This window comes from Mycolicibacterium holsaticum DSM 44478 = JCM 12374 (assembly GCF_019645835.1).
Classification (GTDB): Bacteria; Actinomycetota; Actinomycetes; order Mycobacteriales; family Mycobacteriaceae; genus Mycobacterium; species Mycobacterium holsaticum.
The window spans coordinates 1,732,673-1,758,005 of record NZ_CP080998.1 but is presented as its reverse complement, the minus strand read 5'-3'; the positions used below and the strand labels follow the sequence as shown (position 1 = coordinate 1,758,005).

Here is a 25,333-nt window from a genome sequence, read left to right as displayed (position 1 = left end):
TATCGGTCAGTCGATCTCGCTGATTGCTTGTTCAGGACAGTTTTGAATCGCGTCTCGAGCGGCATCCTCGAGACCGGCAGGGACCTCGTCGGGACTGGCCACCGCCCAGCCGTCGTCGGTCATGTGGAACACCTCGGGGCACAGCGTCAGGCACATGCCGTGGCCGGCGCAGCGGTCTTCGTCGACGGTGACCTTCATCCGGCATCACCGTCGACGAGGTCGAACTCCAGGTGCAGTTCGGTGAGCCCGCGCAGGATATAGGTCGGGATGTAGTTGTACCGGCGCGCGCCGGCGGGGCCGTGATGGGCCTCGCTGATGCGGATGTCGGTGGTGCGGTCCAGTAGTCGCTCGAGTCCGACGCGGGTTTCGGCGCGGGCCAGCGGTGCGCCAGGGCAGCTGTGGATACCCCGCCCGAACGCCAGGTGCTGACGGGCGTTCTTACGCTCCGGATCGAAGCTGTCCGGGTCTTCGAAGCGGCGTGGATCGCGGTTGGCCGCACCGTTGATCACCATCACCGTGCAGCCGGCACCGAGCGGTTGATCGCCGATCTGGGTCGGCACCCGCGACAACCGGAAGTCCCCCTTGACGGGGCTCTCGATGCGCAGGCACTCCTCGATGAAATTCGGTAGCAGGCTGCGATCCTCGCGCAGTTTGCGTTGGATGTCGGGGCGGTCCCCGAGGACCTTCAGCGCGGTGCTCAGCAGCCGCACCGTCGTCTCCTGGCCTGCCGAGAACACGTTGGTGGCCACCCGGACGACGTCGCCCACCTCCGGCACGGTTCCGTCCGGGAACGTCGCGGTCGCTAGCCCGGTCAGCACGTCTTCACGGGGCGTGCGACGGCGGTCCTCGACGTACTCGGCGAACACGTCGTATAGGTACTCAAGCGGCGTCTTCGTCAGGGTCTTGTCGGCGTTGCCCAGCCCGCCGCCGTGGGTGCCGCGGGCCAGCCGTTCGAGAAGCTCGGGGCGGTCCTGCTCGGGCACGCCGAGCAGATCGGCGATCACCCGCAGCGTGAACGGCGCGGCGAACCCACTGATGAACTCTCCCTGTCCCGGGGCGAGGAAGTCGTCGAGGATGTCGTCGGCGAGCTGCCACATCGCGTCCTCGTTCTCCTTGAGGCGCTTGGGGGTGATCAGCCGCATCAGCAACGCGCGGTGGTTGGTGTGGGTGGGCGGGTCCAGCGTCGGCAGCTGGTCGCTGAACGGGATCTCGTCGCGGTGCTCCACGATCAGGTCGGTGATGTCACCGTCCTCGAGACCTTCCAGGGACACCGGGAACCCGGGGAACGGACCGGTGACCGAGATGCAGGAGGAGAACGTGTCCGCGTCGTTGTAGACCTCGACGGCCTCCTGCCATCCGGTCACCATCGTCACGCCGTAGTGGTCCTCGCGGCTGACCGGGCACTTGTCGCGAAGTGCCGCGTAGAACGGGAACGGGTCGTCGGTCAGACGACCGTCCCGGAAGAAGTCGACCGAGGTGAGGTCCTCCGCCATGCGTAACTCCGTTCGATGATCTCAACCTTTGAGAACGTGATTCTCGTCAGGTAAGTATTAGATTTCCATAGCCGGACGTCGGCGTCAACGAGGCGGCTGTGCACCCGCCCAGCGCTCACTGGATGGGTTCGTCCCCCAGGATGGTGGTCCGCAACATCAGCCGCGGTGAGTCCGGGTCGTACGGCGCCGCCCGGTGCAGCACGCCGCGGTTGTCCCAGATGACGGTGTCGCCGACGGCCCAGTCGTGGCGGTACACCTGGCCTGCTCCGGTCGCGCGGTCCAACAGGTCGGCCAGCAACGCCCGACCCTCGTCGCGGTCCATTCCGACGACGTAATCCGCCGAGGCGCCGAGCACCAGCGACTTACGACCGCTGCGGTGGGTCCACACCAGCGGATGCTCGTGGGTCGGCCGGGACCGCCACCGCGCCACTTGTTCGGGAGTCGGATCGGGAGTGACGCGGCGTTGCGACGCCTCCAGCGAGTGCACCACCCGCAGCGACGCCAACCGGGCCTTCTCGTCGTCGCGCAGCGCGTCGTAGGCCCCGTAGCTGCTGGCGAACTCGGTTTCACCGCCGCGTTCGGCCACCTGCACCGCGGACAGCACGGTGGCCTTCTGCGGGTAATCGTCGCCGGTCGGAGTGCAGCCGTCGATATGCCAGTCGAACGTCGCCCGCAGATAGGCCGCCGACGAGTTCTTCGACGTGTCGAGCGTGACCGGATAGATCCCCGCGACCGGATGGTGCCCGTCGGAGGAATGATCGATCTCGCCGAGCCGACGGCAGAACGCCACCTGCGCCTGCGGGTCGAGGTTCAGCTTCGGAAACACCAACACACCGTTGTCTTCCAACGCGTCCAGCACAGCGGCACCCAGCGCGTCGTCCTGGCCCAGCGCGGCCGGGTCCAGCCCGGTCACCTCGGCTCCGACCGTCGAGGTGAGCTTGTCGATGGTCAGCACGCTCACGGTGGATCCTTCCGTCATGGCACCGGCGCGCTGATGCGGTTGATGACGGCATCGGCGGAGTCGGTGGGTTTGGTTTGGCCGAAGACCTCGACGGCCATCGACACCATGATCATCGAGTAGATGAGGTGCAGCAGGTTTAGCGCATCTTCGGGCACGTCGTCGAGCGGAAACTTGTCGCAGTAGTCGATCGCTTCCTCGAAGCGCGGCGAGAACGCATCGTAGAACTCTCGGATCTGCGGCATCGGGGTGTCCAGTCGGGCCTGCCACCGTTCGGGCTCGGTTGCCAGGCACCACTTCTCGGCGAACCGCTCGAATTCGGCGAAAGCGCTCGGCAGGCGTGGGTTGGTCATGGGTCACACCCCCACCGGTGCGTGTTCGGCCTGGTACTGCTCGACCCAGTCCACGGCCACCTTGTGCAGGTGACGGACGAGGATTTCCTGATCGCTGAGCGGGAAGTCGTCGACTATCGGCTCGCCCAGTCCGTACTCCAGCGCCGCCTGCGTGCCGCCCAGCATCCCGGCGTCCTGCAGCGCGAACTCCTTGAGTACCACCGCGGCGACCTCGTGCTCGACGCGCTCACGCACGGTGCGGGCCGGATGGAAGGCGGTATAGGCCTCGAACCGGTGCGTGTTGTGCGACGTCGGCCAGTAGCGGTACAGCAGGTACCAGCCGTGGTAGATCAGGATCTCCAGATTGGGGAAGATCTGGAAGTTGGTGATGCCCCAAGGCTCGATCCCGCCCGGGTTCAGACCTGCCGAGAAGTGCGTCTCCGGCGTGTGCCAAGGGCCGACAAGCCCACTGCGGGTGGCCCTTTCGACCGGATACATGTAGTCCGGTTCGAGCAGCCACCGCCTGGTGCCCGCGGTGGACACCAGCCGGTGCGGCCCGTCGATCTGGAAGTGCCCGCACTCGAAGGTGGCGTCGGGTTGGCGCACCGCGCTGGGCACCTGCTGCGAGTGCAGGGAGGGTACGTGGTAGTACTCCTGGAACGCGTCGGCGAAGATCTTCCAATTGCTGTTGTTGTGCGCTTCGAATTCGTAACGCTCGGTCATCAACTCGAAGGGATAGTCGTCCAAGGCGGTGATCATCGGGCCGAGGTACTCGCGCAGGCTCCATTTCGGCGCCGGGTCGAAGTTGATGAAGATGAAGCCGTTCCACACATCGCAGTGCACCGGGCGCAGCCCGCGCTGCGAGCTGTCCAGGTCGAAGAACTCGCCTTCCTGCTGCACAAACTTGAGCTCGCCGGCGAGATCGTAGCGCCAGCCGTGGTACTTGCAGGTGAACTGCCGGCACTTGCCTTTCACCTCTTCGTTGGGAAAGTCGTTCCACACCAGTTTGTTTCCCCGGTGGCGACAGATGTTGTAGAACGCCCGAATCGTCTCGTCGCGGCCCTTGACGACGATCACGGAGACCCTGGCCGCGTCGATCTCCTTGGTGAAGTAACTGCCGGCGCGTGGCACGTCCTCGACGCGCCCGACATTGAGCCAGGCCCGTTTGAACACGGCCTCACGTTCGAGTTCGTAGAAATCCGGTGAGGTCGAGTCCCGAAACGAGATCGGCCCGGTACCCAGCTGCGGGTAGTGCTCCGTCCAGCTGCCCTCCGCGGGCTTTGGCCACTTACCCATGCGAACCTCCCTGTGTCATCTGGATTCCCATCACATCACCGACCCGCCGTTGACGCCGAGGGTCTGTCCGGTGATGAAGCCGGCTTGTTCAGAACAGAGGAACCCCACCGCGGCGGCGATATCGTCACCGGTGCCCAGATGTCCCAGCGGGATACTGGCGGCCATCTGCTCGTTGGGTGGCAGATGTCCGGCGGCCTGCGACTGGTGTTGCATGGGCGTTTCGATGCCTGAGGGCGGAATGTTGTTCACGGTGATGCCCGCCGGACCGTATTCTCGGGCAAGTGATTTGGTCAGCGACAGCAATGCGCCCTTGGACGCGGCATAGTGGGCCATACCCGGCGACCCGCGCTGCGCGCTGGACGACGAGATCATCACGATGCGGCCCCAGCCGGCGGCGAGCATGTCGGGCACCGCGACCTGACAGCAGTGGAATGTTCCGGTGAGGTTCACGTCGATCAGCCGCTGCCAGGCCTGGGCGCTGATCTCGGTGAACGGCGCGAAGTCCACCGCGCCCGCGCTGGTCACCAGGATGTGTACCGGGCCCAACGTGTCACGCACCGTGTGGAACGCCGCCTCGACGGCCGCGCGGTCGCTGACGTCGACAGCGTGGCCGTGCGCGGTGGCGCCGGTCGCGCTCACGTCCTCGGCGACCCGTCGGGCCGCCTCACCGTTGAGGTCGAGTACGGCGACCTGGTGACCGCGCCTGGCAAGTTCGTGACAGGTCGCTTCGCCCATGCCGGAAGCGCCTCCGGTAACCACCGCTACGCGGCTCATCGAATCCGCCCCTTCATATCCATCACTCGTAAACCACGTGCACGGTTGGGCTGGTGGGCAGCGATTGGCACGTCAGCACCCACCCGTCGGCCACCTCGTCGTCATCGAGCGCATCATTGTTGAGCATCCTGGCGCTGCCGCAGACGATCCGGGCCATACATGTGCCGCACGAACCGGTTTCGCAGGATGACGGTGCGCGTAGGCCGGCCATGCGCGCGGTCTGCAGCAGCGTGTTGCCCCGCCGGTAGGCCGCGGTGGTGGTCTTACGATCCAGCTCGATGATGATCTTCTCGGTGACCTCGGAGGAAGCGGCGACAGCGTCCGTGGGCGGCGGGGCGACCTCGAAACGCTCGAGGTGCAGCCGGGTGCGTGGCACGCCGGACGCCAGGATGGTCTGTTCAGCGGTGTCCATGAAGGGTCCAGGACCGCAGATGTAGTAATCGGCGTCGGTGGTTACGTCGAGAACCGACTCGACAGTGGCTGGATTGACGACACCTGACTCGTCGTCGAAATGGTGTGTCACGGTGAGCCGGTCGGGATTTTCCTCGGCCAGCGCGCTCAGCGAGGCAGCGAAGATCACCGATTCGCGGCTCCGGTTGGCGTAGAACAACCGCACCCGACGCGTCGAATTCGCCAGGGCACTGCCGATCAACGAGAAGATGGGCGTGATACCGCTGCCGCCGGCGAAGGCGACGAGATCGCGGGCAGCGCGCTCGTCCTCGCCGAGGATGAAACGCCCTTCCGGCGGTGCGACGGAGATCTCGTCGCCCGGTGCGGCGGTGTCGTTCAACCAGTTCGAAACCAGCCCGCCGGGATCGCGTTTGACGGTGATCTGCAACTCGTCCCCGCAATGCGGGAACGACGACATCGAATAGCACCGCCGATGACGGTCGCCGCCGACGTCCACCTGCAGCGTCACGAACTGGCCGGCCCGGTAGCGAAAGCAATGGGCACGTTCGGCGGGCACGTCGAGGACCAGCGACACTGCGTCGCGCGTTTCTCGCACCACCCGCTTGATGCGCAGCGGCGCAAAATCCTCGGCCATCGCCGCCCACAGTATCAAGTACTTGTGATTGATCTCAAGGGGTCAGTTCATGCGGTCACGCGGGTTGGTATCGCAGCATCGTGACGTCGTGCTCGGGATAGTCGAAGAACACCGGCCGCACCCGCATGCCCACTTCGAGGTCGGACGGGTCGACGTTGACCAACTCGGTGGAGAACCGCGGCCCCTCGTCCCATTCGACGATCGCGAGCAACTGCGGCACCGCGTCGGCGAAATGCGGCCCGACGGGGCGGCGCGCCACGGTGTAGGAGTACAGGGTGCCCATGCCGGAGATCTCGCGCCATTCCAGGTCGTCGGCGAGCGTGCGTGGCGCGCGAACCCGTGGGTAGAACACGTAGGCGTGCATGGACGGCGAGTACTGGATGACGATGCGGTGCTCGCGCAACGCATCCCAGAACGGCGCGGTGGTGGGCGTTTTGACCGGCATCGGGCGCTCGAAAGTCGGCATGGTCAATCCCCTTCGAGGATGAGGGCGGTCTGTTCGGACAGGATCCCGCCGTTGCCGGAGACGAACGCGCGGTCGCAGTCACGCACCTGCGCCGCGTCGGCGCGGCCCATGATCTGCCGGGCGGCGTCGCAGACGTGATGCATGCCGCCGGCGAGTCCGGCCTGACCGAAGCCGAGTTGGCCACCGGCGGTGTTGAGCGGAAAGTCGCCGCGGAAGGTCAGGTCGTGGTCGGCGACGAACTTCATACCCGTGCCCTTGTCGCAGAACCCGGCGTCCTCCAGGGTGAGCAGGACCGTGATCGTGTAGCAGTCATAGATCGACACCATGTCCATGTCGGCGCGGCCGAGTCCGGTCATACCGAACGCGGTGTCGGCGGCCTCGACGATCGGCGTGTGCAGCAGGTCGGCTGCGTAGGTCGGTGTCTTGAACGGCACGTGTTCGCCAAAGCCCTTGACCCACACCGGACGGTGGCGGGCGCGCCTGGCGATGTCGGCGTTGGCCAACACGACTGCGGCCCCTCCCACGCAGGGCATCACGATCTCGAGCATGTGCAGCGGGTCGGCGATCACCGGGCTGGCGAGCACGTCGTCGACGGTGAGCGGCTTGTCCTTCCAGATGGCGCCCTCGGTGTGGTTGGCATTGACCCGTTGATCGACGACGATCTTGGCCATCGCCCGTTCGTCGTAGCCGTACACCGCACCGTAACGGGTGGCGACCTGACCGTACGGACCGTTCTGCCCGAGGTTGCCGTACGGTATCTCGAATTCCGCCTGCGGAGAGCCGTACTGGTTACTTGACGAGCCGAAGAACACCGCGTCGACGAGCGCCTTGGGCTTCTTGTCCGACATCGGCGTGATGTAGCGCGCCGGCAACGCGCACAGCACGACATCGCACAGCCCCAGCTCGATCGCAGCCGCGGCACGCCACACCATGGCCGCGGCGCTGGCCCCGCCCAGGTCGACGAGTTCAGCGAAATTAGCTGCGATGCCGAGGTATTCGGCGATGGTGGACGGTACGAAGATCTCGGATTCGCCGAGATGCGAGGTGACGATGCCGTTGACGAGCTCCCCCGACAGGCCCGCGTCGGCGAGCGCGTCCGCGCCGAGTTCGGCCCACTGCTCGAGTGTGAACGGCGCGGGAGACGCCTTGTTCATCCGCTCGGGTGGCAGCTCGACGTACCCGACGATGGCGGCTTCGCCCCGTAATCCCATGTTGGTCCTTCGCTGTGGTTGACGGCTATTTGCGCGGTAAGCCGAGGATCATCTGCGCGACGATGTTGAGCTGGATCTCTTTGGTGCCGCCGCCGATGAGTTCGGCGGGCACCCGCAGATACGGTTGCGCGACGGGCGGATCGGATTCGGCGACCATCGCCAACCGCCCCGTCGATCCCAGCGTGGTGGCGAAGGTGCGGCGCAACAGCTCGTTCATCGCGATCTTGGCGACGCTCGAGGCCGCACCGGCGCTTTCGCCGTCGAGCAGTCGGATGGTTTCGCGCACCCCCAGCGCCTTGATCGCGTGCGCGTAGGCGTCGAGCTCGCCCAGTTCCCGCACCAGGTCGTCGCGCGTCTCGTGCTGCGACGCCGCCAGCCGCCGCAACGCCGCCGCCCGGTCGAACTGGACGTACCCGCTGATTGCCGAACGCTCTTCGGCCATCGTCGCGATGGCAAGGCCCCAGCCTCCGGTGGGCGCACCGAGGAGCATCTCGTCGGGCACCCACACGTCGGTCAAAAAGACCTCGTTGAACTCCGTCTCGCCGCTGGCCTGCCGGATCGGCTGCACCTCGATACCCGCCGACGCCATGTCGACGATGAAATAGCCGAGCCCGCGGTGTTTGCGGGCCTCCGGGTCGGTGCGAGCGAGCAGCGCTCCGTAATCGGCGCGGTGCGCCGACGACGTCCAGATCTTGTGCCCGGTGATCCGCCAGCCGCCGTCGACCTTGATCGCGCGCGTGGTCAGTGCGGCCAGATCCGAACCCGCGCCGGGCTCGCTGAACAACTGACACCACGCGAGCTCGCCACGGATCGTCGGCGGGATCAACCGGTGCTGCAGGTCTGTTGAGCCGGCCCGGATGATCGACGGCAGAATCCATTCGGCGATCCCCAGCGACGGGCGGACCAGCCCCGGGCGCCTGCTGAACTCCTCGTCGACGATGAGCTGCTGCAACGGTGTGGCGTCCAGGCCCCACGGTCGGGGCCACTGCGGTGCGATGAGCCCGGCCTCGGCGATGATCGTGCGCTGTGCTCCGGTGGCGAAATGCTCATAGTCGCCCTGCTTACCGGGCCCGTCGTTGCGTTTGGCGGCGGCCGCGTCCAGCGTCTCAGCGACCCGTGACCGGAACTCGGCTTCGGCATCCTTGAGGTCCACCGAGAAGTCCCGTTCACCGTGCACGGTCACCTCGCCCAGTCGCCGCGCCCAACCGCTTCTGGCGCCGACCGAGCCGGCCAGGCTGGTCGCCCGGCGCCAGAAAACGTGCAGGTCGTGTTCCCAGGTGAAGCCGATGGCTCCGAACATCGTCAGCGTGTCGAGCACGAGGCCCGGGCACGGCAGCACCGCCATGAGGGCCGCGCCGGCCGCAGCCATCTGGTGCTGGTCGATGGGTTCGTGCGCGGCCCGCACGGCGTCCCACGTCGCGGCTTCGGCCAGTTCGGTGCTAACCAGCAGCATCGCGGCATTGTGTTGCAGCGCTTGGAATGTCCCGATCGGTGTGCCGAATTGTTCACGGGTGCGCAGGTGCTCGGTCACCGCCTCGACGCACCACCGGGTGATACCGGTGGCCACACACGCGGCGAGCGCGACCGCGACGAATTCCGCGCGGTCGGCGTCGATCCCCTCCAGCGTCACGGATGCGGCGACCGGGTGATCGTCGAGTCGCAGGACGCCGATATCGGTGAGCAGGTCGGTGCCGGCGAGCGGTTCGGCACTGACCGACGGCTGCGCGGTGTCGATGGCCAGCCAAAGCGTCCGGCCCTCATCGGTGCGGGCGCCAACCAGGGCGACGCCGGCAGCACAGATTCCGGCTGTCACCTCCGAGGCACCGCTGATCAGCCAGCAATCACCATCGGCGCGGGCGCGAAACGATGCGTGCTGCGGCAAGATGACCGCGGCCGGTGTCCCGGCCGCCAGCTGGGTGAGCAGGCTCTGCGCCGAAGGCGACGGGTGCGCGAGCAGTGCGACAGCACCGGCGGTGACCGTCGGCACCAGCGGACCGGCCAGTGCGGCTTTACCGGCCGCCTCCAGCACGCAGCCGGCATCGACGAGCTCGCCACCTTGACCACCGTGGCGTTCGGGCAGGTGCACCGCGTGAAAACCGTTGGCGACCAGGTCGTCCCACCATGGCGGAAGGTCGCCCCTGGCCACCGCGTCGAAGGTCTTCCGTGTCGACGTCAGCGGGGCGTGCCGCGCGGCGAAGCGGCCGAGCGAGTCGGCGAGTTCGCGTTGTTCCGGGGTGAGTGCCAGGCTCATCACGCCACCCCGATTGCGCGGCGTGACCCGCGGAAGAAGTGGGCGGTCTCGACGCCGACGACCTCGGCCTCGTAGCCGTCCTGCCCGCGCTGCACCAGATGCTTGGTGACGTGTGAACCCAGGAACCCGCTTGCTCCGATGACAAGCTTCTTCGCCACTCGTGGGACCCGGACCTCTCGTTCCTGACGAGACGAACCGTCTCGTCTTGCGAAGATTACTGGTTCCTGTCACCATCTGTAAAGGCCGTCAGATGCGGAGTCGTTCAGTGGTCACCGAAGCGCGCGCCCCACGCCGTCGCAGCGAGAAGTCGCGGGTGGCGATCGTCACCGCGACAAAGGACCTGTTGCTCGAGCGGGGTTTCGACGGGCTGAGCATCGAAGCCGTCGCCGCGCGCGCCGGGGTCGGCAAGCAGACCATCTACCGGTGGTGGCCGAGCCGGCCCGCGCTGGTCGCCGATGTGCTGCTCGAGGATGCCGACAAGATCTTGCGCGCTGTGGACGACACCGGGGATCTGACCGCCGATCTCACCCGGTGGGCAAGCCGACTGGCGGCCACGCTCACCACCGCGCGAGGACATGCGATGCTGCGCATCCTCACCGTGGCCGGGCTCGAGTACGACGACACCAAGGCCCGGATGTACGCCGGCTTCAGTGTGCCGTTGCATAACAGCGTGAAAAGCCGGTTGGCCGTGGCCGGTTTGCACGACGCAGCTGCCCAGGCGGCCGCAGACGCGATCGTCGGCGGCATCGTCTACGCGATCCTCAACGAGGGCCGGTCCTTCCGCCGCAGCCGCGCCGAGACCATCACCCGAACGGTGCTCAGCGGGGCCGTGTGCTGACCGGCGCCTAATCGCCGATGTGGTCGTCGAAAAGCGTGTTGCCGGTACCCTTTTCCACCACACGCGCCAGCAGATCGCGCAGCGTGCGCTGCTCCTCGGGGGTCAGCACACCGAAGACGGCCTCGTGCGCGGCGATCGCATCGCTGACCACCGCCGCGGCAACCTTTCGTCCTTCGGGGGTCAGGTAGGCCTTGAGGATCCGCGCGTGTTGCGGGTCCGGCTTGCGCTCGACCAGGCCACGCTGCTCGAGCGCCTTCATCGCCAGCTGCACACCCTGCGGCGTGATCAACAGGCGACGGGCAAGCTCGGCGCCCGACAACCCGGGCTCGTTGGCGAGCTGACGCAGCACGCCGATCTGGGCGGTGCTGACCCCGTGCTGACTCACCGCATCGTTGACCGCCGTCAGGGAGAAGTACCACGCCTGCTTCAGGTGCCACAGGATGTTGTCGGCCAGTTCCACGCCGAGTTCCTCCGCCACGACGTCAGCTCCCATCGTGTCGGTAGATGCGGCCGCCCTTCATGACGAACCGGACGTCGAGCGTGGTCGTGATGTCGCGCGACGGGTCGGCGGGCACGGCGATCACGTCGGCGCGGTATCCCGGTGCAAGACGACCTAATTCGTCGTCCGCCTCGATCAGCTCGGCGCTGGTGATGGTCGCGGCCCGCAGCGCCTGCATCGGCGTCATCCCCCGCGACACCAGCGCACACAGCTCTTTGGCGTTCTGGCCGTGCGGAATCGCCGGAGCATCGGTGCCGCACGCGATCCGGACTCCCGCGGCGATCGCCTTGGGCAGCATCGACTGCGCGCGCGGGAACACCTCTTCGGCCTTCTTGCGCAGTTCGGGGGCGATCCGGTCGACGGCCATCGCCTCGGTCAGATACGTCGTCGACACCAGGAACGTGCCGTGGTCGACCATCATCTGGATGGTCTCGTCGGAGGCCAGGAAACCGTGCTCGATGCAGTCGATACCGGCCCGGATGCACGCCCGGATCGCACTGTCGCCCACCGCATGCGCGGCCACCCGCACGCCGGCCCGGTGGGCCTCGTCGGCGATGGCGGCGAACTCGTCGTCGGAATATTGCTGGGCGCCCGGAGCGGTGCTGTGCGACATCACCCCTCCGGATGCCGACACCTTGATCAGCTTCGCGCCGTGGCGGATCTGGTAGCGCACACATGCGCGCACGTCGTCCACCCCGTTGGCGATGCCCTCGGCGACCGACAACGGCATGATGCCGGGGGCCAGCCGCTGAAAGACGGTGGGATCGAGGTGTCCGCCGTACGGCGTCACCGCATGCCCGGCCGGATAGATCCGGGGGCCCACATGCCAGCCCTGGTCGATGGCGCGTTGCAGTGCGACGTCGAGCAGATACCCGCCGGTCTTGACCATCAGTCCCAGGTTGCGCACGGTGGTGAAACCCGCTTCCAGCGTGGTGCGGGCGTTGACCGCACCACGCAGCGTCCGGTACACCGGATCGTCCTGTACACCGTGCATCGGGCTGGGCAGACCCGCCGGCCCGCCGGGGCCGCCGATGAGCAGGTTCAGCTCCATGTCCATCAGCCCCGGCAGCAGTGTGACGTCGCCGAGGTCGATGTCCTGCTCTGGATCCTTGGGAAGCTCAACGGGATTGACCGCGGCGATCCGGTCACCCGCTATCACCAGCACCGCCGGGGAGTACACCTGGCCGGCCTCGACGTCGGCCCAGCGCTGCGCCCGGAGAACGGTGACTGCGTCGGTCACGGGACGGGCTCGGACACGCAGTCGATCGTCGAGGCGCCGGAATCGGGCACCCGCGGCTGCTTCCAGCACTCCACCGGAAAGGACACCATGATCATCGAGTACAGCAGGCGCATCAGGTTGAGCACGTCCTCGGGCATGTCGTCGAAAGTGAACTTGTCGCAGTAGGTGAGCGCCTCTTCCGCGCGGGCGGTGATCGCGTCGTAGAACGCCTGCATGTCGGTCATCGAACTGGCCAGCCGTTTGGCGTAGCGCTCCGGTTCGGTGGCCAGGCACCAGTCCGAAAACGGTTCCAGTTCGGCGAATTCGGGAGGCAGCTTCGCGGTCATCGAGCTACACCCCTGCCGTCTTGCGCTGGTACTCGTCGACCCAGGCGGCGGTCTCCTTGTGGAGGTGGCGGATGAGCACCTCCTGATCACACAGCAGGAAGTCGTCGAGCACGCGGGATTCGATCATCGACTGGGTGGCCTCCAGCGTGTTGGCGTCCTGCAAGCCGTACTCCTTGAACGACACCGCGGCCAGTTCCTGTGCGACGCGCTCACGTGGAGTACGCGCCTGAGGGAAGTACAGGGTGCCTTCGAAGATGTGCGTGTTGTGCGACGTCGGCCAGTAGTGGTAGGTCAGATACCAACCCTGGCCCCAGAACAGGATGACGAAATTGGGGAACAGCTGGAACGAATCCAGTCCCCACGGGTCGCACTTGGCCGGGTTGAGGCCAACCGGCATCTCACCGAGATCGGGCTTGTCCCAAGGCCCGAACAGCCCGCTCTGACAGATGTCTTCGATCGGTTTACGCATCTCGTCTGCCATCTCCCACGCCCGCACCCCCGACGTGCTGACCAACCGGTGCGGACCCTCGATGCGGTAGTGCGGCGCCTCGAAGCCCGCCTCGGCAGCCGCTTTCGAGTACGCGGTCGGCGACTGGTTCGCGTGCAGCACCGGCGCGTGGTAGAACTCCTGGAACGCGTCCATGTAGAGCTTCCAGTTCGCCTTCACCTCGGAGCGATAGGAGAACCTGGTGGTCAACTTGTCAAACGGATAGCCCTCGAGATCGGTGATCATCGGGCCGAGGAACTCGCGCAGCGACTGTTCGGGTTGTTTGGCGAAGTTGACGAAGATGAAGCCCTCCCACACCTCGCAGTGCACGCCGACCAGGCCGTAGCGGCTCTTGTCGAGGTTGAAGAACTCACCCTCCTGCTGCACGAAGGTCAGGTTGCCGTCGAGGTCGTAGCGCCACGCGTGGTACTTGCAGGTGAACTGCCTGCACACACCGTTGGTCTCCTCGAGCGGCATGTCGTTCCACACCAACTTGTTGCCGCGGTGCCGACAGATGTTGTGGTAGGCCTTGACCTCACCGGAAGTGGTGCGCACCACGATGATCGACGTGTTGACGACCTTGAGTTCCTTGGTGAAGTAGCTGCCCTTGCGCGGAAGTTGTTCGACGCGGCCGACATTCAGCCAAGCCCGCCTGAAGATCGCCTGACGCTCGATCTCGTAGAACTCGGGGTTGATCGAGTCTTCGTAGGACACCGGTTCGGTACCCAGCTCCGGATAGTGCTCTGTCCAGCTGCCTTCGGGCGGTTTGGGGAATCGGGCCATTGACTTCTCCTGTCCACGCGACGATGCCGACGCTATCTGCTCCCCATCACAATCGCAAGTAGTTGATACACCCGGCGCGCATCTCCTGCCCAAAGGGACAAACGGGCGAGAAAGTGCGAGTAGATCCCGCCAAAAGGTCGATCTGGGCGGCTGCGGGTGGGCGGGGTGCGGGGGTCAGGGCAGCTTGATCACCGAGACGTACATGTCGACGATCGGCCGGTACAGGTCGACGTCGTCGAGTTCACTGCCCAGCACGATCGCGTCGCTGGTCGCGATGAGCACCTGCGCGAACGTCAACGCCGGTATCAGCAAGGTTCCGCCGAGCGCGTCGATGCCGTCGACGATGAACTTCGCCAGCGCGTCGACCACTTCTGACCGCTTGGCGGCCACGCGTTCTCGCGCGTCGGGGTTGCGCAACAGGTAGAGCGTGAACTCGTGTCCCAACGCGGCGTGCTCGGCGCCGCGGTCACGGCTCAGTTGTCGCCACCGCGTGGCGATCTCGTCTCGCTCGCGCGCCCCCACCTGATCGGCCGCAGACATCACCTCGGCGAAGTTGTCGAAGTAACGACGCCAGTACCGGTCGCTGACGGCCAGGAACAAGTCCTCCTTGGTCGCGAAGTGCTTGTAGATGGCGCCCTTGGTATAGCCGGCCGCAAACGCAATGTCGTCGAGAGTCGCAGCGGTGAAACCTTTTACGCCAAAGACATTCTCCGCGGCGTCCAACAGCAGGGATCGGGTGTGCTCGAGCCGCCGCTCCCGGGTCCACCGCTCGATCATGACGAAAGTCTGCCACAAGTTTCTGAGAAACCATTGAGTTCGCGAGATACTCATCGGTATATTGACCCGGATCGCGAGGCTGCTGTGCGCGACCGAGGAGGCGTTGTGAGCGAACTGTCGAGCAAGAAGACCCCGGCCACTGAGTCGCTGAGCACCGTCGGCCGACTCGACGAGCCGACGGCACGGCCCTCGATACGGGTCAAGATCTGGGCTACGGCGGGCGGGCTGATCCTGCTTCTGCAGATCTACGTGTGGATCCGGTGGATCACCGGCCCGTACTTCACGCGGGTGGATCCCGGTCCGACGGACCCGCCGACCTTTATGAAGGTCGCTTTGATGATGTGGCAGATCGGCTCGCCGGTGCTGTTCCCGGTCGCCATCTGGTGGTTCATCATCCGGCCGTGGCGGCGCGAACGACGCATCACCTTGGACGGCATGATCATGGTGTCCACCGGGTTGTTCTTCTTCCAGGATCCGCTGCTCAACTACATCAACACCTGGTGCACCTACAACGCGTGGGCGTTCAACATGGGTTCGTGGGCTCCGCACGTGCCGGGTTGGCTCTCCCCCGAACGCCCGGGCGCCCAGGTGGCCGAACCATTGGGGATCAATGTCTCCGGCTACGCCTTCGGTGTGCTGCTCTGCACGATCCTGGGCTGCTGGGTCATGCGCAAGGCGCAACAGCGCTGGCCCAACCTCGGCACCAAGGGACTGATCGCGGTCGCGGCCGTGTGGGCGTTCTTCTTCGACTTCGTGATGGAAGGCCTGATCCTGATGCCCCTGGGGATGTACACCTTCCCCGGCGCCATCCAGTCGCTGTCGATCAACGCAGGCACCTACTACCAGTGGCCGATCTATGAGGGCCTGATGTGGGGCGGTGTGCAGGCCGCGCTGTGCTGCCTGCGGTTCTTCACCGATGACCGCGGCCGCACGGTGGTGGAGCGCGGATTGGACAACGTGCGAGGCGGTTTCGCGACGCAACAGCTTGTCCGATTCCTGGCGATCTTCGCAGCGATCAGCGCCTCGTTCTTCGTCTTCTACATCATTCCCGCGCAGTTCATGGCCACGCACGCCGACCCGTGGCCCCAGGATGTGCAGAAGCGTTCGTACTTCACCTCGGGCCTGTGCGGTGACGGCACCGACCGGCCGTGCCCCGATCCGTCGCTGCCGATTCCGACCAGGCACTCCGGCTACATCAACACCGACGGTGAGCTCGTGCTGCCGGAAGGTGTGCAGATGCCGCCGGTCGTGCCACACGAACGGGGCGAATGAGTTGTCGACCAACAACCGTGCCGCGGCGGTCGAAACCCGCTCGGCAGCACCGTTTTACCGCCCGGTCGGCGATGAGGTCGAGGTGTTCGGCGCCGCGGCCCGCCGCGGGCTGCCGGTGCTGCTGAAAGGCCCAACCGGCTGCGGTAAGACCCGGTTCGTCGAGGCGATGGCGCATGAACTCGGCCGCGACCTGATCACGGTGGCAGGCCATGAGGACATGACGTCGGCGGACCTGGTGGGGCGGTTTCTGCTCAAGGGCGGGGAAACGGTCTGGGTGGACGGGCCGTTGACGCGGGCGGTGCGGACCGGCGCGATCTGCTACCTCGACGAGATCGTGGAGGCTCGCCAGGACACCACCGTGGTCATCCATCCGCTCGCCGACCACCGCCGCGAACTCCCGGTCGACCGGCTGGCCACGACACTGCGGGCGGCCCCCGGATTCCAGCTGGTGATCTCGTACAACCCGGGTTATCAGAGTGTGCTGAAGAACATCAAGGAGTCGACGCGGCAGCGGTTCGTCGCGATCGAACTGGACTTCCCGCCGCCGGAGGCCGAGACCGAGATCGTCGCCCACGAAGCCGGGGTCGATTCCGCCACTGCGCGCGCATTGGTGGCCGTCGGCAGCGCGATCCGCAACATCGACGGCTCACCGCTCGGCGAAGCGTCGTCCACCCGGATGCTCATCCTCGCCGGCGGCCTGGCCGCCGAGGGACTGGGCCTGCGCAGGGCGGTGCAGGCAGCGATCGTCGAAGCGCTGACCGATGACCGCGATGTCGCCCGCGCGCTCGGCGAACTCGTCGACGCCGTGCTGCCTGGGCCGTGAGTGCCGCCGATCCGCTGGGGCCCGGGCGCTTTCGGCTTCTGGCTTCGTTCGTGGCCGGCCGGTCGGTCGACGTGGCCGAGGCGCCCGCCGGGCCCGCGCACACCGACGGTCAGGTCATCTTCACCTCCGCGGGCGGCTCCACCGAACAGCAGCGGCGGGAGGTGCTGCTGCAGGGCGCGCTGCTGGCCGCGGGCAGCCTGGAACCAGACCTGGTCAGAGGATTGCGCGCACGGCCGGGGCTGGCTCGCCAGTACCTCGCGCTGGAAGGACGCCGGGCGCTCACCGAACTGGTCGGCCGACTGCCACTTGCCGCCACGCTGTACACCGGCGCGGCGCCGACCACAGCATCTGCCGCCGACTCACTCGAAACAGCAAGGGGGCGTGGAAAAGCCGCCGATCCGCCGGACTGGTTCGGTGTGATCAAACCGGCTCGGCTGCTGAGCACCGATGCGCTCACCGGCGGTCGGGCTACCGAAAGCGACCTGCGCCTGCAGTTCAGTGACGCTGACGCCGACACCGCAGAGGATGACGACGACGGGCCCGGTACGGAGAGCAAGATCCTCAAGCTCTTCGACAACCCGCTGTTCAACTACGAGGCGGTCGGTGACTTCCTTCGTAAACTGCTCGGCACATCCACGTCGTCGGGAGACAGCACCGGCGGCGCCGAAATGCGGGTCGGCGCGGTACGGCGGGCGCGCACCACAGGTCCTCAAGCCCGACCCATGCCCACGCGGATCCACTTCGCCGACGACGACAACCCCGGCGCCACGGTCGGCGTCGGCGGGGCACTGCACCCTGAGTGGGACGCCCACAAGAACCGGTACCGGCCGGACTGGTGCCGGGTCATCGACTATCCGTTGACGACGCGCGCCGACGTCGCGGCCGCCGGGGTGGTACGCGACGACGTGCTGCAGCGGCGGCTGTCCCGGATCGGGTTGGGACCAAAGGTGCTGCGGCGCCGCGCAGACGGCGACGAACTCGACATCGAGGCGCTCGTCGAGTTGTCCGTCGATCTGCGCTGTGGCTATTCACCCCCCGAACACATCTACCGCGAGCACCGCAAGATCGCCAGGAACTTGGGGGTGTTGATCCTGCTCGACGCGTCCGGATCTGCCACCGACGCCGATCCGGCCGGCTTGGCGGTTCACGACCACCAGCGGCGAGCGGCGGCCACCATCGCTGCCACGCTGGAAGACCTCGGTGACCGCGTCGCGGTGTACGCGTTCCGGTCCCAGGGCCGACATGCCGTGCACCTGCCGGCGATCAAGACGTTCGGCCAGCGCTTCACCGCCCTCAGCCGGGCCCGGCTGAACCAACTGCAACCCGCCAACTACACGCGCCTCGGCGCGGCGATCCGCGGGGCCGGCGAGATCCTCAAGGCCCAAGCGGGCACTCCGAACCGGCTACTGCTCGTGTTGTCCGATGGGCATCCGTACGACGACGGCTACGAAGGCCGCTACGCCGAAGCCGACGCGCACAAGTCACTCGAAGAGCTGCGTTTGGATGGTGTTGCGTGTCTGTGCCTTTCACTCGGTACCACGGCCGGCTCCGAGGCGCTGGAGAGGGTCTTCGGCTCCGCGAGCCATGCCAGCGCGGCCGCCCTCGCCGACTTGAGCCCGCGGATCGATGACCTGTTCCTGTCGGCACTGCGCGAACTCGCCGCCCCGCGCCCCGCCGGGCGCAGAACCGGCCAGGGCGTCGCACGTGCGGCGGCCACCCGCAACGTATCAAGTGCCTAACATTTGCGGCGGGATGCGCTATGACTAAGGGATGCTCTCGGGCGAGAAGATTCTCATCACCGGCGCGACGGGGAAGATCGCCTTTCCCATCGCCCGCACACTCGCCCAGCACAACCAGGTGTGGGGTGCTGCACGACTACGCGGTCCGGCCGACCGCATGCGATTGGCCGACGCCGGCGTCACACCGGTTGCACTGGACATGGGCACCGGCGACTTCTCGTCGCTGCCCGACGATTTCACGTACGTGTTCCACGCTGCCGTGGACGACGGTACCGGCGACTGGGCCACATGCGTGAGGACGAATGCCGAGCACACCGGAGATCTGTTGTACAAGTACCGTGGGGCAAAGGGTTTCGTGTTCTGCTCGACGGGATCGATCTACGGCTATCAGGGTCGGCGTCCGCTGACCGAATCGGACCCGCCGGGTGTCCCGTTGCGCTCGAACTACAGCTTCTCGAAGGTCGCCGCCGAAGCAGTGTGCACCTGGATCGCCACCCGGTACCAGGTTCCGCTGACGATCATCCGCATCTGTTCGACGTACGGACCCGAAGGCGGTGCGCCCGCCGCTCGTCTCGAGAAGATCCTGGCGCGCAGTCCGATCCTTCTTCACCCCGACAAGCCGAACAACTACAACCCGATCTACGAAGACGACTACGTCGAGTTCGGTATCAAGGCCATGGAGGTCGCGGACACCCCGCCGGTGGTCGTCAACTGGGCCGGCAGTGAAACGGTCAGCGCCGAGGAGTACTGCAGGTATCTGGGCACGCTGGTCGGCATCGAGCCGATCTTCAGCTACCGCGACGACGCCCACCCGCCGCTGTGGCCCGACGTGACCCGCATGCACGAGGTGCTGGGGCACACCAAGGTGCCGTGGCGCGACGGGTTTCGCCGGATGACCAAGGCGCGTCATCCCGAAATCAAGCTGGCTACGGGCGATTGAGGAGGCTGCTTGTGAAACCGCTGGCCGGTATCCCCTCAGACCAGGTCGATGGTGTGCGTAGCACCGGAGACGGCGACGTCACCACGCTGTTCGTCTCGATGGCGCGGCGCCATCCCGACGGGGCAGACGCCGAGTACCTGCACTGGCACACCTTGGACCACCGGCCCGAGCAGCACCGGCTATCGGCGGTGCGCGCCTCGATGCGGTTGGTGTCGACACCGGCCTGCCGGGCCGCGCGCGCCGTGACGCACGACGCGTTCGACGCCGTCGACCATGTGATGACGTACTTCTTCACCGACCGAAGCGGGTTGAAGGGGTTCAACGCATTGTCCACAGCGCTGGGTGACGCCGATCGCAAGTTGGCGCTGTTACCTCCGGTACAGCGCGGCGTCTACACCGTGCGCGGCAAGGTGGCGGCACCGCGCGTGAAGGTCGGGGCCGACGTGCTGCCGTGGTGGCCGGTGCGCGGGGTGTATCTGCTTGTCGAAACCGACGCCCCGACAGCGGAGCCGCTGGTCGACATCGACGGGGTGGCCGGTGTCTGGTCGGCGGCCTCGCATTCGGTCAGCGCGAACCTCGCCAGTGCCCCTGCAGGCCAGACGACTTCGTACTGCTTTCTGGACGACGACCCGGAGCGCGCCGCGAAACGGCTGCGGCCCGCGCTGGAGAAGCGGTGGAGCGAAGGGAATATCGAACCGCTGTTTGCCGCACCGTTTCATCCGGTCGTCCCGTACGAGTGGGACCGCTATCTGCCCTAGGGAGTGGGAATGAGAATCGGCTTGATGATCGGCTCGGACAAGGAGCGGACGCGCGCCGATCGGTTGAGCGGCCTGCTCGATGATGGGAAAGCCGCGGAGAGCGACGGTTTCGCGTCGTTTTGGATCCCGCAGGTACCCGGCTACCTCGATGCGCTGACAGCCGTCGCGCTGCTGGGCGCGGTCACCGAACGGATCGAGATCGGCACTGCGGTGGTGCCCATCCAGACCCGCCACCCGCTCATCATGGCGCAGCAGGCACTGACCACCCAGGTCGCATGCGCCGGTCGGTTCACGCTCGGTGTCGGCCCGTCACATCACTGGATCATCGCCGATCAACTCGGGCTGGACTACGAGCGGCCCGCGCGGGTGGTGCGCGACTACCTCGAGGTGTTGGGGGCGGCCTTCGCCGGGCCGGGCGAGGTCGCCGTGGTCAACGACACCTACCGGGTGAACAGTCCGGTGGACGTCACCGACGCGTACGAGGTGCCGGTGCTGGTGGCGGCGCTCGGGCCGGCGATGCTGCGGACAGCCGGGCAGCACACCGGCGGGACGATCCTGTGGATGGCCGACGAACGCGCCATCGGCGACTACGTCGTCCCGCGCATCACCGAGGCGGCGAAGTCGGCCGGACGCAGTGGGATACGCGTCGTCGCCGGTGTGCCCGTCGCGCTGTGCGCCGCGCGCGATATCGACGCTGCCCGCGCCTACGCCGGCGAGGTACTCGGGCATGCGGACTTCTCCCCCAACTACGTCCGGTTACTCGAGCACGGCGACGCCGAGGACGTGGGCGACACCATGGCGGCAGGCGATGAAGCCACGATCCTGGCGCGGCTGCGCCGCTACCGCGATGCGGGGGTTACCGATCTGGCCGCCAGGGTGGTGCCGCTCGGCGCCGACGCCGACCAGCGCCGAACCTCGCGGCGACGCACCCAGGAATTCGTCGCGTCGCTGGTCTCCGAACTCTCCTGACCGCCCCGACATAGTTAGACAGACGTCAACTGTTTACGTCGCGTTCACCTGCGGCTACACTGCGCTGATGCCCAAACGTGTGTCGACTGCAGTCGCCGACGGCGGGCAACGACGGGCGTCGTTTCAGCGCGCGCGGTCACACGAGACGAAACGGGCGTTGGTGCAGGCGGCGATGGCGTTGTGGCGCACCAACGGCTATGCGAAGACCACGGTGGCCGACATCTGCCGGGCCGCAGGCGTGTCCAGGGCGTTGTTCTACTTCTACTTTCCGGCCAAAGAGGACATCCTCTTCGAGGTCGGCCTGCTGTCCACCCGCGCCGCCCAGCAGAAAGTCCGGTCGCTGCTGCGTACCGACTACGACGTGGAGTCGGTGATCGGTGAGGCGCTGCGCAGCCTGGAACGGTCGATGGTGCGCAATCCGCGCGACCTCATCGTCGAGACGATCCTGGAGGGCTACCGCCAGCAGCACCGCATCCTGGCCGGCGAGCGGACCGACGATACGGACGCCGACATGTTCGGTGAGTTGTTCACCCAGGCCCAGCGCGACGGCAAGCTGGCCGCGCACGTCGACGTCGCTCACCTTTCGCACCTCGCCCGAATGCATGTTAGCGAGGGCGTCCGGCACTGGGCCGCAGGAACTTTCGGCCAGAAGCCATTCGCCGAAGTCGTCGCCGCCGACATCGCGGCGCTGATCAACGGATTCAACACAAGACCCGGCCGATGACGAAAGTCGTTCACCGTAAACCGAAGGGAGACCACCATGGCGTGGGATTTCGAGACTGATCCCGAATACCAGAAGGTGCTGGATTGGGCCGACGAGTTCGTCCGCGAGGAGGTCGAACCACTGGACCTGGCGTTTCCGGACCAGGAGTACGTACCGCTGGATGCCGAGCGCCGCAAGGTAATCGAACCACTCAAGGACGAGGTGCGTCGCCGCGGATTGTGGGCCACCCATCTGGGCGCCGAACTGGGCGGGCAGGGTTACGGGCAGCTGAAGCTGGCACTGCTCAACGAGATTCTCGGCCGCTCGCAATGGGCGCCGATCATCTTCGGCTGTCAGGCGCCCGACACCGGCAACGCCGAGATCCTCGCGCACTACGGCACCGAGGCGCAAAAGGAGCGCTACCTGCGCCCGCTGCTCACCGGTGAGTTGTTCTCCTGTTATTCGATGACCGAACCGCACGCCGGCGCGGACCCCACCCTGTTCAAGACCCGCGCTGTGCGCGACGGCGACGATTGGGTCATCAACGGCCAGAAGTTCTTCTCCTCCAACGCCAGGACGGCATCGTTTCTGATCGTCATGGTGGTGACCAACCCCGACGTCAGCCCGTACCAGGGCATGTCGATGTTCCTCGTGCCGACCGACACCCCTGGCGTGAACATTGTCCGCAACGTCGGGCTGCACGGCGAGGCCGAAGGCGAAGGATCTCATGCCCTGATCCACTACGACAACGTCCGCGTGCCCGCCGACGCGTTGCTCGGCGGTGAGGGTCAGGCATTCGTCATCGCACAGACCCGGCTGGGCGGCGGGCGTATCCATCACGCGATGCGGACCATCGGACTGTCGCGTAAGGCGCTGGACATGATGTGCGAGCGTGCGCTGAGCCGCGAAACCCAGGGCAGCCGCCTGTCGGACAAACAGTTCGTGCAGGGCTACATCGCCGACTCCTATGCCCAACTGCTGCAGTTCCGGCTGATGGTGCTCTACACCGCATGGGAGATCGACAAGTACAACGACTACAAGAAGGTGCGCAAGGACATCGCCACCGTCAAGGTGATCATGCCTTCGGTACTGCACGACATCGCCTGGCGGGCAATGCAAGTACACGGCGCGCTCGGCGTCACCAACGAAATGCCGTTCATGGGTATGGTCACCGGCGCTGCCGTCATGGGACTGGCTGACGGCCCTACCGAGGTTCACAAGGCTACGGTCGCCAAGCAGGTGCTGCGCGATTACCAGCCGACCGACGACATGTGGCCATCGGAATGGATCCCGCGCAAGCGCGAGGCCGCGCGGGCGAAATTCGCCGGTTACCTCGAGCATGAGGTGGGCAATCTGTGAGCGACGTCGACGTCGCGCGGCTTGCCGAGTGGATGGACGGCGCTGGGCTGCCCGGCAAGGGTGAACCGCTGCAGACGCGCCTGCTCTCCGGGGGCACCCAGAACGTGATCTACGAGTTGCGACGCGGCGACGAACGCTGCGTCCTGCGCATGCCCCCGGCGGGGGCTCCCCCGGACCGCGACAAAGGCATCCTTCGCGAGTGGCGGATCATCGAGGCGCTCGACGGCACGGAGGTGCCGCACACCACGGCGGTCGGGGTGTGCACCGATGCGAAGGTGTTGGGCAGGCCGTTCTATCTCATGGGCTACGTCGACGGCTGGTCCCCGATGGAACTCGACGACCGACGATGGCCGCAGCCGTTCGACGACGACCGGGAGGCCCGCGCCGGGCTGGCCTACCAGCTCGCCGAAGGCATCGCGCTGCTGTCCAAGGTCGATTGGCAGAGCAAGGGGCTGGCCGACCTGGGGCGCCCCGACGGTTTCCATGAACGCCAAGTCGACCGCTGGACCGCCTTTTTCGATCGGATCAAGGGCCGTGATATCGACGGCATCGAGGTCGCGACCGAATGGCTGCGAACACACCGCCCCCTGGACTACCGTCCCGGCCTGATGCACGGCGACTATCAGTTCGCGAACGTGATGTATCGACACGGCGCGCCCGCGCAGCTCGCCGCGATCGTGGACTGGGAAATGGGAACGGTCGGCGACCCCAAACTGGATCTGGCGTGGATGGTGCAAAGTTGGCCGGAAAACACCGACGCCCCATCGGAATCCGAAATGAGCTACGTCGACATGCGCGGCATGCCTTCTCGCGCACAGGTTGTCGAACACTACGCCAAGCTGTCCGGCCGCCAGGTCGACGACCTCGACTACTACGTGGTGCTGGCCAAATGGAAGCTGGCGATCGTGCTGGAACAGGGTTTCCAGCGCGCCGGTGAGGACCCGAAGCTGCTCGCCTACGGGCCCGTCATCGTCGAGTTGATGCGCTCGGCAGCCGAACTGGCCGAATCCACCGACTACACATGATGCGGGCCGCCGTGTGCCCCGACTACGGGGCGCCTGAAGTGATCCGGATCGAACAGCGACCCACGCCTGCGGTGGACGCGGGCCAGGTCACGGTCCGCGTCAACGCGGCGGCGGTCAACTTTCCCGATGTACTGCTGATCGCCAACCAATATCAGGTCAGCGTGCCACCGCCGTTCATACCCGGCAGCGAGTTCGCCGGCGTCGTCGTACAAACCGGCGCGGAGGGTTTCAGCGTCGGTGATCGGGTCACCGGCGCGGGCATGTACGGTGCATTCGCCGAAGAAGTCGTCGTGCCCGCCGCGAGCCTGGCCCGCACGCCCGACGCCGTCGACGATCGCGCCGCCGCCGCGTTCGGGGTGGCATACCGCACCGCCTATCACACCCTGAGATCGATGGCGCGCGTGCAGGCAGGCGACGAGGTCGTCGTCCTCGGGGCAGGCGGCGGTGTTGGACTGGCCGCCGTACAACTGGGCGTGGTGCTCGGCGCATCGGTCACCGCAGTCGCCTCCTCTGACGAAAAGCTCGCCGCGGCATGCTCTTACGGCGCCGCGCATGCGGTCAACCACCGGTCGGGAAAGCTGCGCGATGCCCTGCGCGAGGCGCTGCCCCGCGGAGCCGACGCGGTCCTGGACCCGGTCGGCGGTGAGCTCGCCGAACCGGCCTTGCGCTCGCTGCGCCGCGGCGGACGGTTCGTGACGATCGGGTACGCCTCAGGCGTGATCCCGCGGATTCCGCTGAACCTGGTGTTGGTCAAGGGCGTACACGTACTCGGTTTTCACTTCCAGGACGTGCCGCCCGACGAATTCGACCGCAACGAAGCCGAACTACGCGACCATCTCGTCAGCGGTCGCGTCCGCCCCCACGTGGGCGCCGTCTATCCGCTGGAGGAAACCGTGCAGGCGCTGCGCCATGTCGCTGACGGCCGGGCGATCGGCAAAGTGCTCATCGACCTGACCTGAGCAGAGCCGA

At 66.5% G+C, this 25,333-nt stretch carries 26 protein-coding genes and 1 pseudogene; 11 read left to right on the top strand and 16 right to left on the bottom strand.

The genetic code is table 11. From position 1 onward, the window contains the following. Positions 1-6: 6 nt before the first annotated feature. The 11 genes and pseudogenes from K3U96_RS08535 to K3U96_RS27140 form a co-directional block, all read right to left on the bottom strand. Positions 7-198 (bottom strand): ferredoxin, encoded by a 192-nt coding sequence (locus tag K3U96_RS08535; RefSeq protein WP_069407448.1) that lies wholly within the window; start codon positions 196-198, stop codon positions 7-9. Further along, complete coding sequence (locus K3U96_RS08530; RefSeq protein ID WP_220692712.1) at positions 195-1,493, bottom strand: cytochrome P450; 1,299 nt, start codon at positions 1,491-1,493, stop codon at positions 195-197. The genes K3U96_RS08535 and K3U96_RS08530 overlap by 4 nt, the downstream gene beginning before the upstream one ends. A gap of 115 nt (positions 1,494-1,608) precedes the next feature. Next, on the bottom strand, positions 1,609-2,454 hold the full coding sequence (locus K3U96_RS08525) for a TauD/TfdA dioxygenase family protein (RefSeq protein ID WP_220692711.1): 846 nt from the start codon (positions 2,452-2,454) through the stop codon (positions 1,609-1,611). A gap of 14 nt (positions 2,455-2,468) precedes the next feature. Next, positions 2,469-2,804, bottom strand: a complete 336-nt coding sequence (locus tag K3U96_RS08520; RefSeq protein WP_220692710.1) for a hypothetical protein — start codon at positions 2,802-2,804, stop codon at positions 2,469-2,471. Positions 2,805-2,807: 3 nt separating this feature from the next. Next, a complete protein-coding gene (locus K3U96_RS08515) occupies positions 2,808-4,079 on the bottom strand; it encodes an aromatic ring-hydroxylating oxygenase subunit alpha (RefSeq protein WP_220692709.1) in 1,272 nt (423 codons plus the stop codon). 30 nt (positions 4,080-4,109) lie between these two features. After that, positions 4,110-4,853: an SDR family NAD(P)-dependent oxidoreductase gene (locus tag K3U96_RS08510; protein WP_220692708.1), complete on the bottom strand. Its 744-nt coding sequence runs from the start codon at positions 4,851-4,853 to the stop codon at positions 4,110-4,112. Between the two features lie 22 nt (positions 4,854-4,875). Next, the gene (locus K3U96_RS08505) at positions 4,876-5,898 is read right to left on the bottom strand and encodes a ferredoxin--NADP reductase (protein ID WP_220692707.1); all 1,023 of its coding nucleotides are present in this window, start codon (positions 5,896-5,898) and stop codon (positions 4,876-4,878) included. Between the two features lie 55 nt (positions 5,899-5,953). Continuing rightward, the gene (locus K3U96_RS08500) at positions 5,954-6,364 is read right to left on the bottom strand and encodes a Zn-ribbon domain-containing OB-fold protein (protein WP_220692706.1); all 411 of its coding nucleotides are present in this window, start codon (positions 6,362-6,364) and stop codon (positions 5,954-5,956) included. Positions 6,365-6,366: 2 nt separating this feature from the next. Continuing rightward, positions 6,367-7,575, bottom strand: coding sequence for a thiolase family protein (locus K3U96_RS08495; protein WP_069405084.1), 1,209 nt, complete (start codon positions 7,573-7,575; stop codon positions 6,367-6,369). A gap of 25 nt (positions 7,576-7,600) precedes the next feature. After that, positions 7,601-9,826 carry an acyl-CoA dehydrogenase family protein gene (locus K3U96_RS08490; RefSeq protein WP_220692705.1) on the bottom strand — a complete coding sequence of 742 codons (2,226 nt, stop codon included), beginning with the start codon at positions 9,824-9,826 and terminating at the stop codon, positions 7,601-7,603. 77 nt (positions 9,827-9,903) lie between these two features. Beyond that, positions 9,904-9,984 (bottom strand): annotated as a pseudogene (locus K3U96_RS27140) (NAD-dependent epimerase/dehydratase family protein); the annotation flags it as partial. Positions 9,985-10,076: 92 nt separating this feature from the next. On the opposite strand from K3U96_RS27140, the gene K3U96_RS08480 reads away from it, so the two are divergent. Beyond that, positions 10,077-10,664 (top strand): TetR/AcrR family transcriptional regulator, encoded by a 588-nt coding sequence (locus tag K3U96_RS08480; RefSeq protein WP_220692704.1) that lies wholly within the window; start codon positions 10,077-10,079, stop codon positions 10,662-10,664. Between the two features lie 7 nt (positions 10,665-10,671). Here the strand turns inward: K3U96_RS08480 and K3U96_RS08475 are convergent, their stop codons facing one another. The 5 genes from K3U96_RS08475 to K3U96_RS08455 all read right to left on the bottom strand — a co-directional run bounded on the left by K3U96_RS08475 (position 10,672) and on the right by K3U96_RS08455 (position 14,776). Further along, on the bottom strand, positions 10,672-11,124 hold the full coding sequence (locus K3U96_RS08475; RefSeq protein ID WP_069405090.1) for a MarR family winged helix-turn-helix transcriptional regulator: 453 nt from the start codon (positions 11,122-11,124) through the stop codon (positions 10,672-10,674). Positions 11,125-11,146: 22 nt separating this feature from the next. Further along, positions 11,147-12,403 carry a metal-dependent hydrolase family protein gene (locus K3U96_RS08470; protein ID WP_220692703.1) on the bottom strand — a complete coding sequence of 419 codons (1,257 nt, stop codon included), beginning with the start codon at positions 12,401-12,403 and terminating at the stop codon, positions 11,147-11,149. Further along, positions 12,400-12,729, bottom strand: a complete 330-nt coding sequence (locus tag K3U96_RS08465; RefSeq protein WP_220692702.1) for a hypothetical protein — start codon at positions 12,727-12,729, stop codon at positions 12,400-12,402. Before K3U96_RS08465 ends, K3U96_RS08470 begins: the two co-directional genes overlap by 4 nt. Positions 12,730-12,733: 4 nt before the next feature. Then, entirely contained in the window at positions 12,734-13,999 is a 1,266-nt protein-coding gene (locus K3U96_RS08460; protein ID WP_220692701.1) for an aromatic ring-hydroxylating oxygenase subunit alpha, read from the bottom strand. 174 nt (positions 14,000-14,173) lie between these two features. Beyond that, the gene (locus K3U96_RS08455; RefSeq protein WP_220692700.1) at positions 14,174-14,776 is read right to left on the bottom strand and encodes a TetR/AcrR family transcriptional regulator; all 603 of its coding nucleotides are present in this window, start codon (positions 14,774-14,776) and stop codon (positions 14,174-14,176) included. 105 nt (positions 14,777-14,881) lie between these two features. Here K3U96_RS08455 and K3U96_RS08450 point away from each other — a divergent pair, with 105 nt between their 5' ends. From K3U96_RS08450 to K3U96_RS08405, 10 genes are all read left to right on the top strand, one after another. Continuing rightward, entirely contained in the window at positions 14,882-16,048 is a 1,167-nt protein-coding gene (locus K3U96_RS08450) for a spirocyclase AveC family protein (protein ID WP_220692699.1), read from the top strand. A gap of 1 nt (position 16,049) precedes the next feature. After that, positions 16,050-16,871 (top strand): CbbQ/NirQ/NorQ/GpvN family protein, encoded by an 822-nt coding sequence (locus K3U96_RS08445; protein WP_220692698.1) that lies wholly within the window; start codon positions 16,050-16,052, stop codon positions 16,869-16,871. Next, the gene (locus tag K3U96_RS08440) at positions 16,868-18,610 is read left to right on the top strand and encodes a nitric oxide reductase activation protein NorD (protein WP_220692697.1); all 1,743 of its coding nucleotides are present in this window, start codon (positions 16,868-16,870) and stop codon (positions 18,608-18,610) included. The genes K3U96_RS08445 and K3U96_RS08440 overlap by 4 nt, the downstream gene beginning before the upstream one ends. 31 nt (positions 18,611-18,641) lie before the next feature. After that, entirely contained in the window at positions 18,642-19,550 is a 909-nt protein-coding gene (locus tag K3U96_RS08435; protein ID WP_220692696.1) for an NAD-dependent epimerase/dehydratase family protein, read from the top strand. A gap of 11 nt (positions 19,551-19,561) precedes the next feature. Continuing rightward, positions 19,562-20,308: a hypothetical protein gene (locus K3U96_RS08430; protein ID WP_220692695.1), complete on the top strand. Its 747-nt coding sequence runs from the start codon at positions 19,562-19,564 to the stop codon at positions 20,306-20,308. A gap of 9 nt (positions 20,309-20,317) precedes the next feature. Beyond that, complete coding sequence (locus tag K3U96_RS08425; RefSeq protein ID WP_069405072.1) at positions 20,318-21,277, top strand: TIGR03564 family F420-dependent LLM class oxidoreductase; 960 nt, start codon at positions 20,318-20,320, stop codon at positions 21,275-21,277. A gap of 67 nt (positions 21,278-21,344) precedes the next feature. After that, a complete protein-coding gene (locus K3U96_RS08420) occupies positions 21,345-22,001 on the top strand; it encodes a TetR/AcrR family transcriptional regulator (RefSeq protein WP_069405071.1) in 657 nt (218 codons plus the stop codon). Positions 22,002-22,037: 36 nt separating this feature from the next. After that, entirely contained in the window at positions 22,038-23,339 is a 1,302-nt protein-coding gene (locus tag K3U96_RS08415) for an acyl-CoA dehydrogenase family protein (protein WP_069405070.1), read from the top strand. A gap of 32 nt (positions 23,340-23,371) precedes the next feature. Then, positions 23,372-24,364 carry a phosphotransferase family protein gene (locus K3U96_RS08410; RefSeq protein WP_220693452.1) on the top strand — a complete coding sequence of 331 codons (993 nt, stop codon included), beginning with the start codon at positions 23,372-23,374 and terminating at the stop codon, positions 24,362-24,364. Further along, a complete protein-coding gene (locus K3U96_RS08405; RefSeq protein ID WP_220693451.1) occupies positions 24,364-25,323 on the top strand; it encodes an NADPH:quinone oxidoreductase family protein in 960 nt (319 codons plus the stop codon). The genes K3U96_RS08410 and K3U96_RS08405 overlap by 1 nt, the downstream gene beginning before the upstream one ends. The last annotated feature ends 10 nt before the right edge of the window (positions 25,324-25,333 follow it).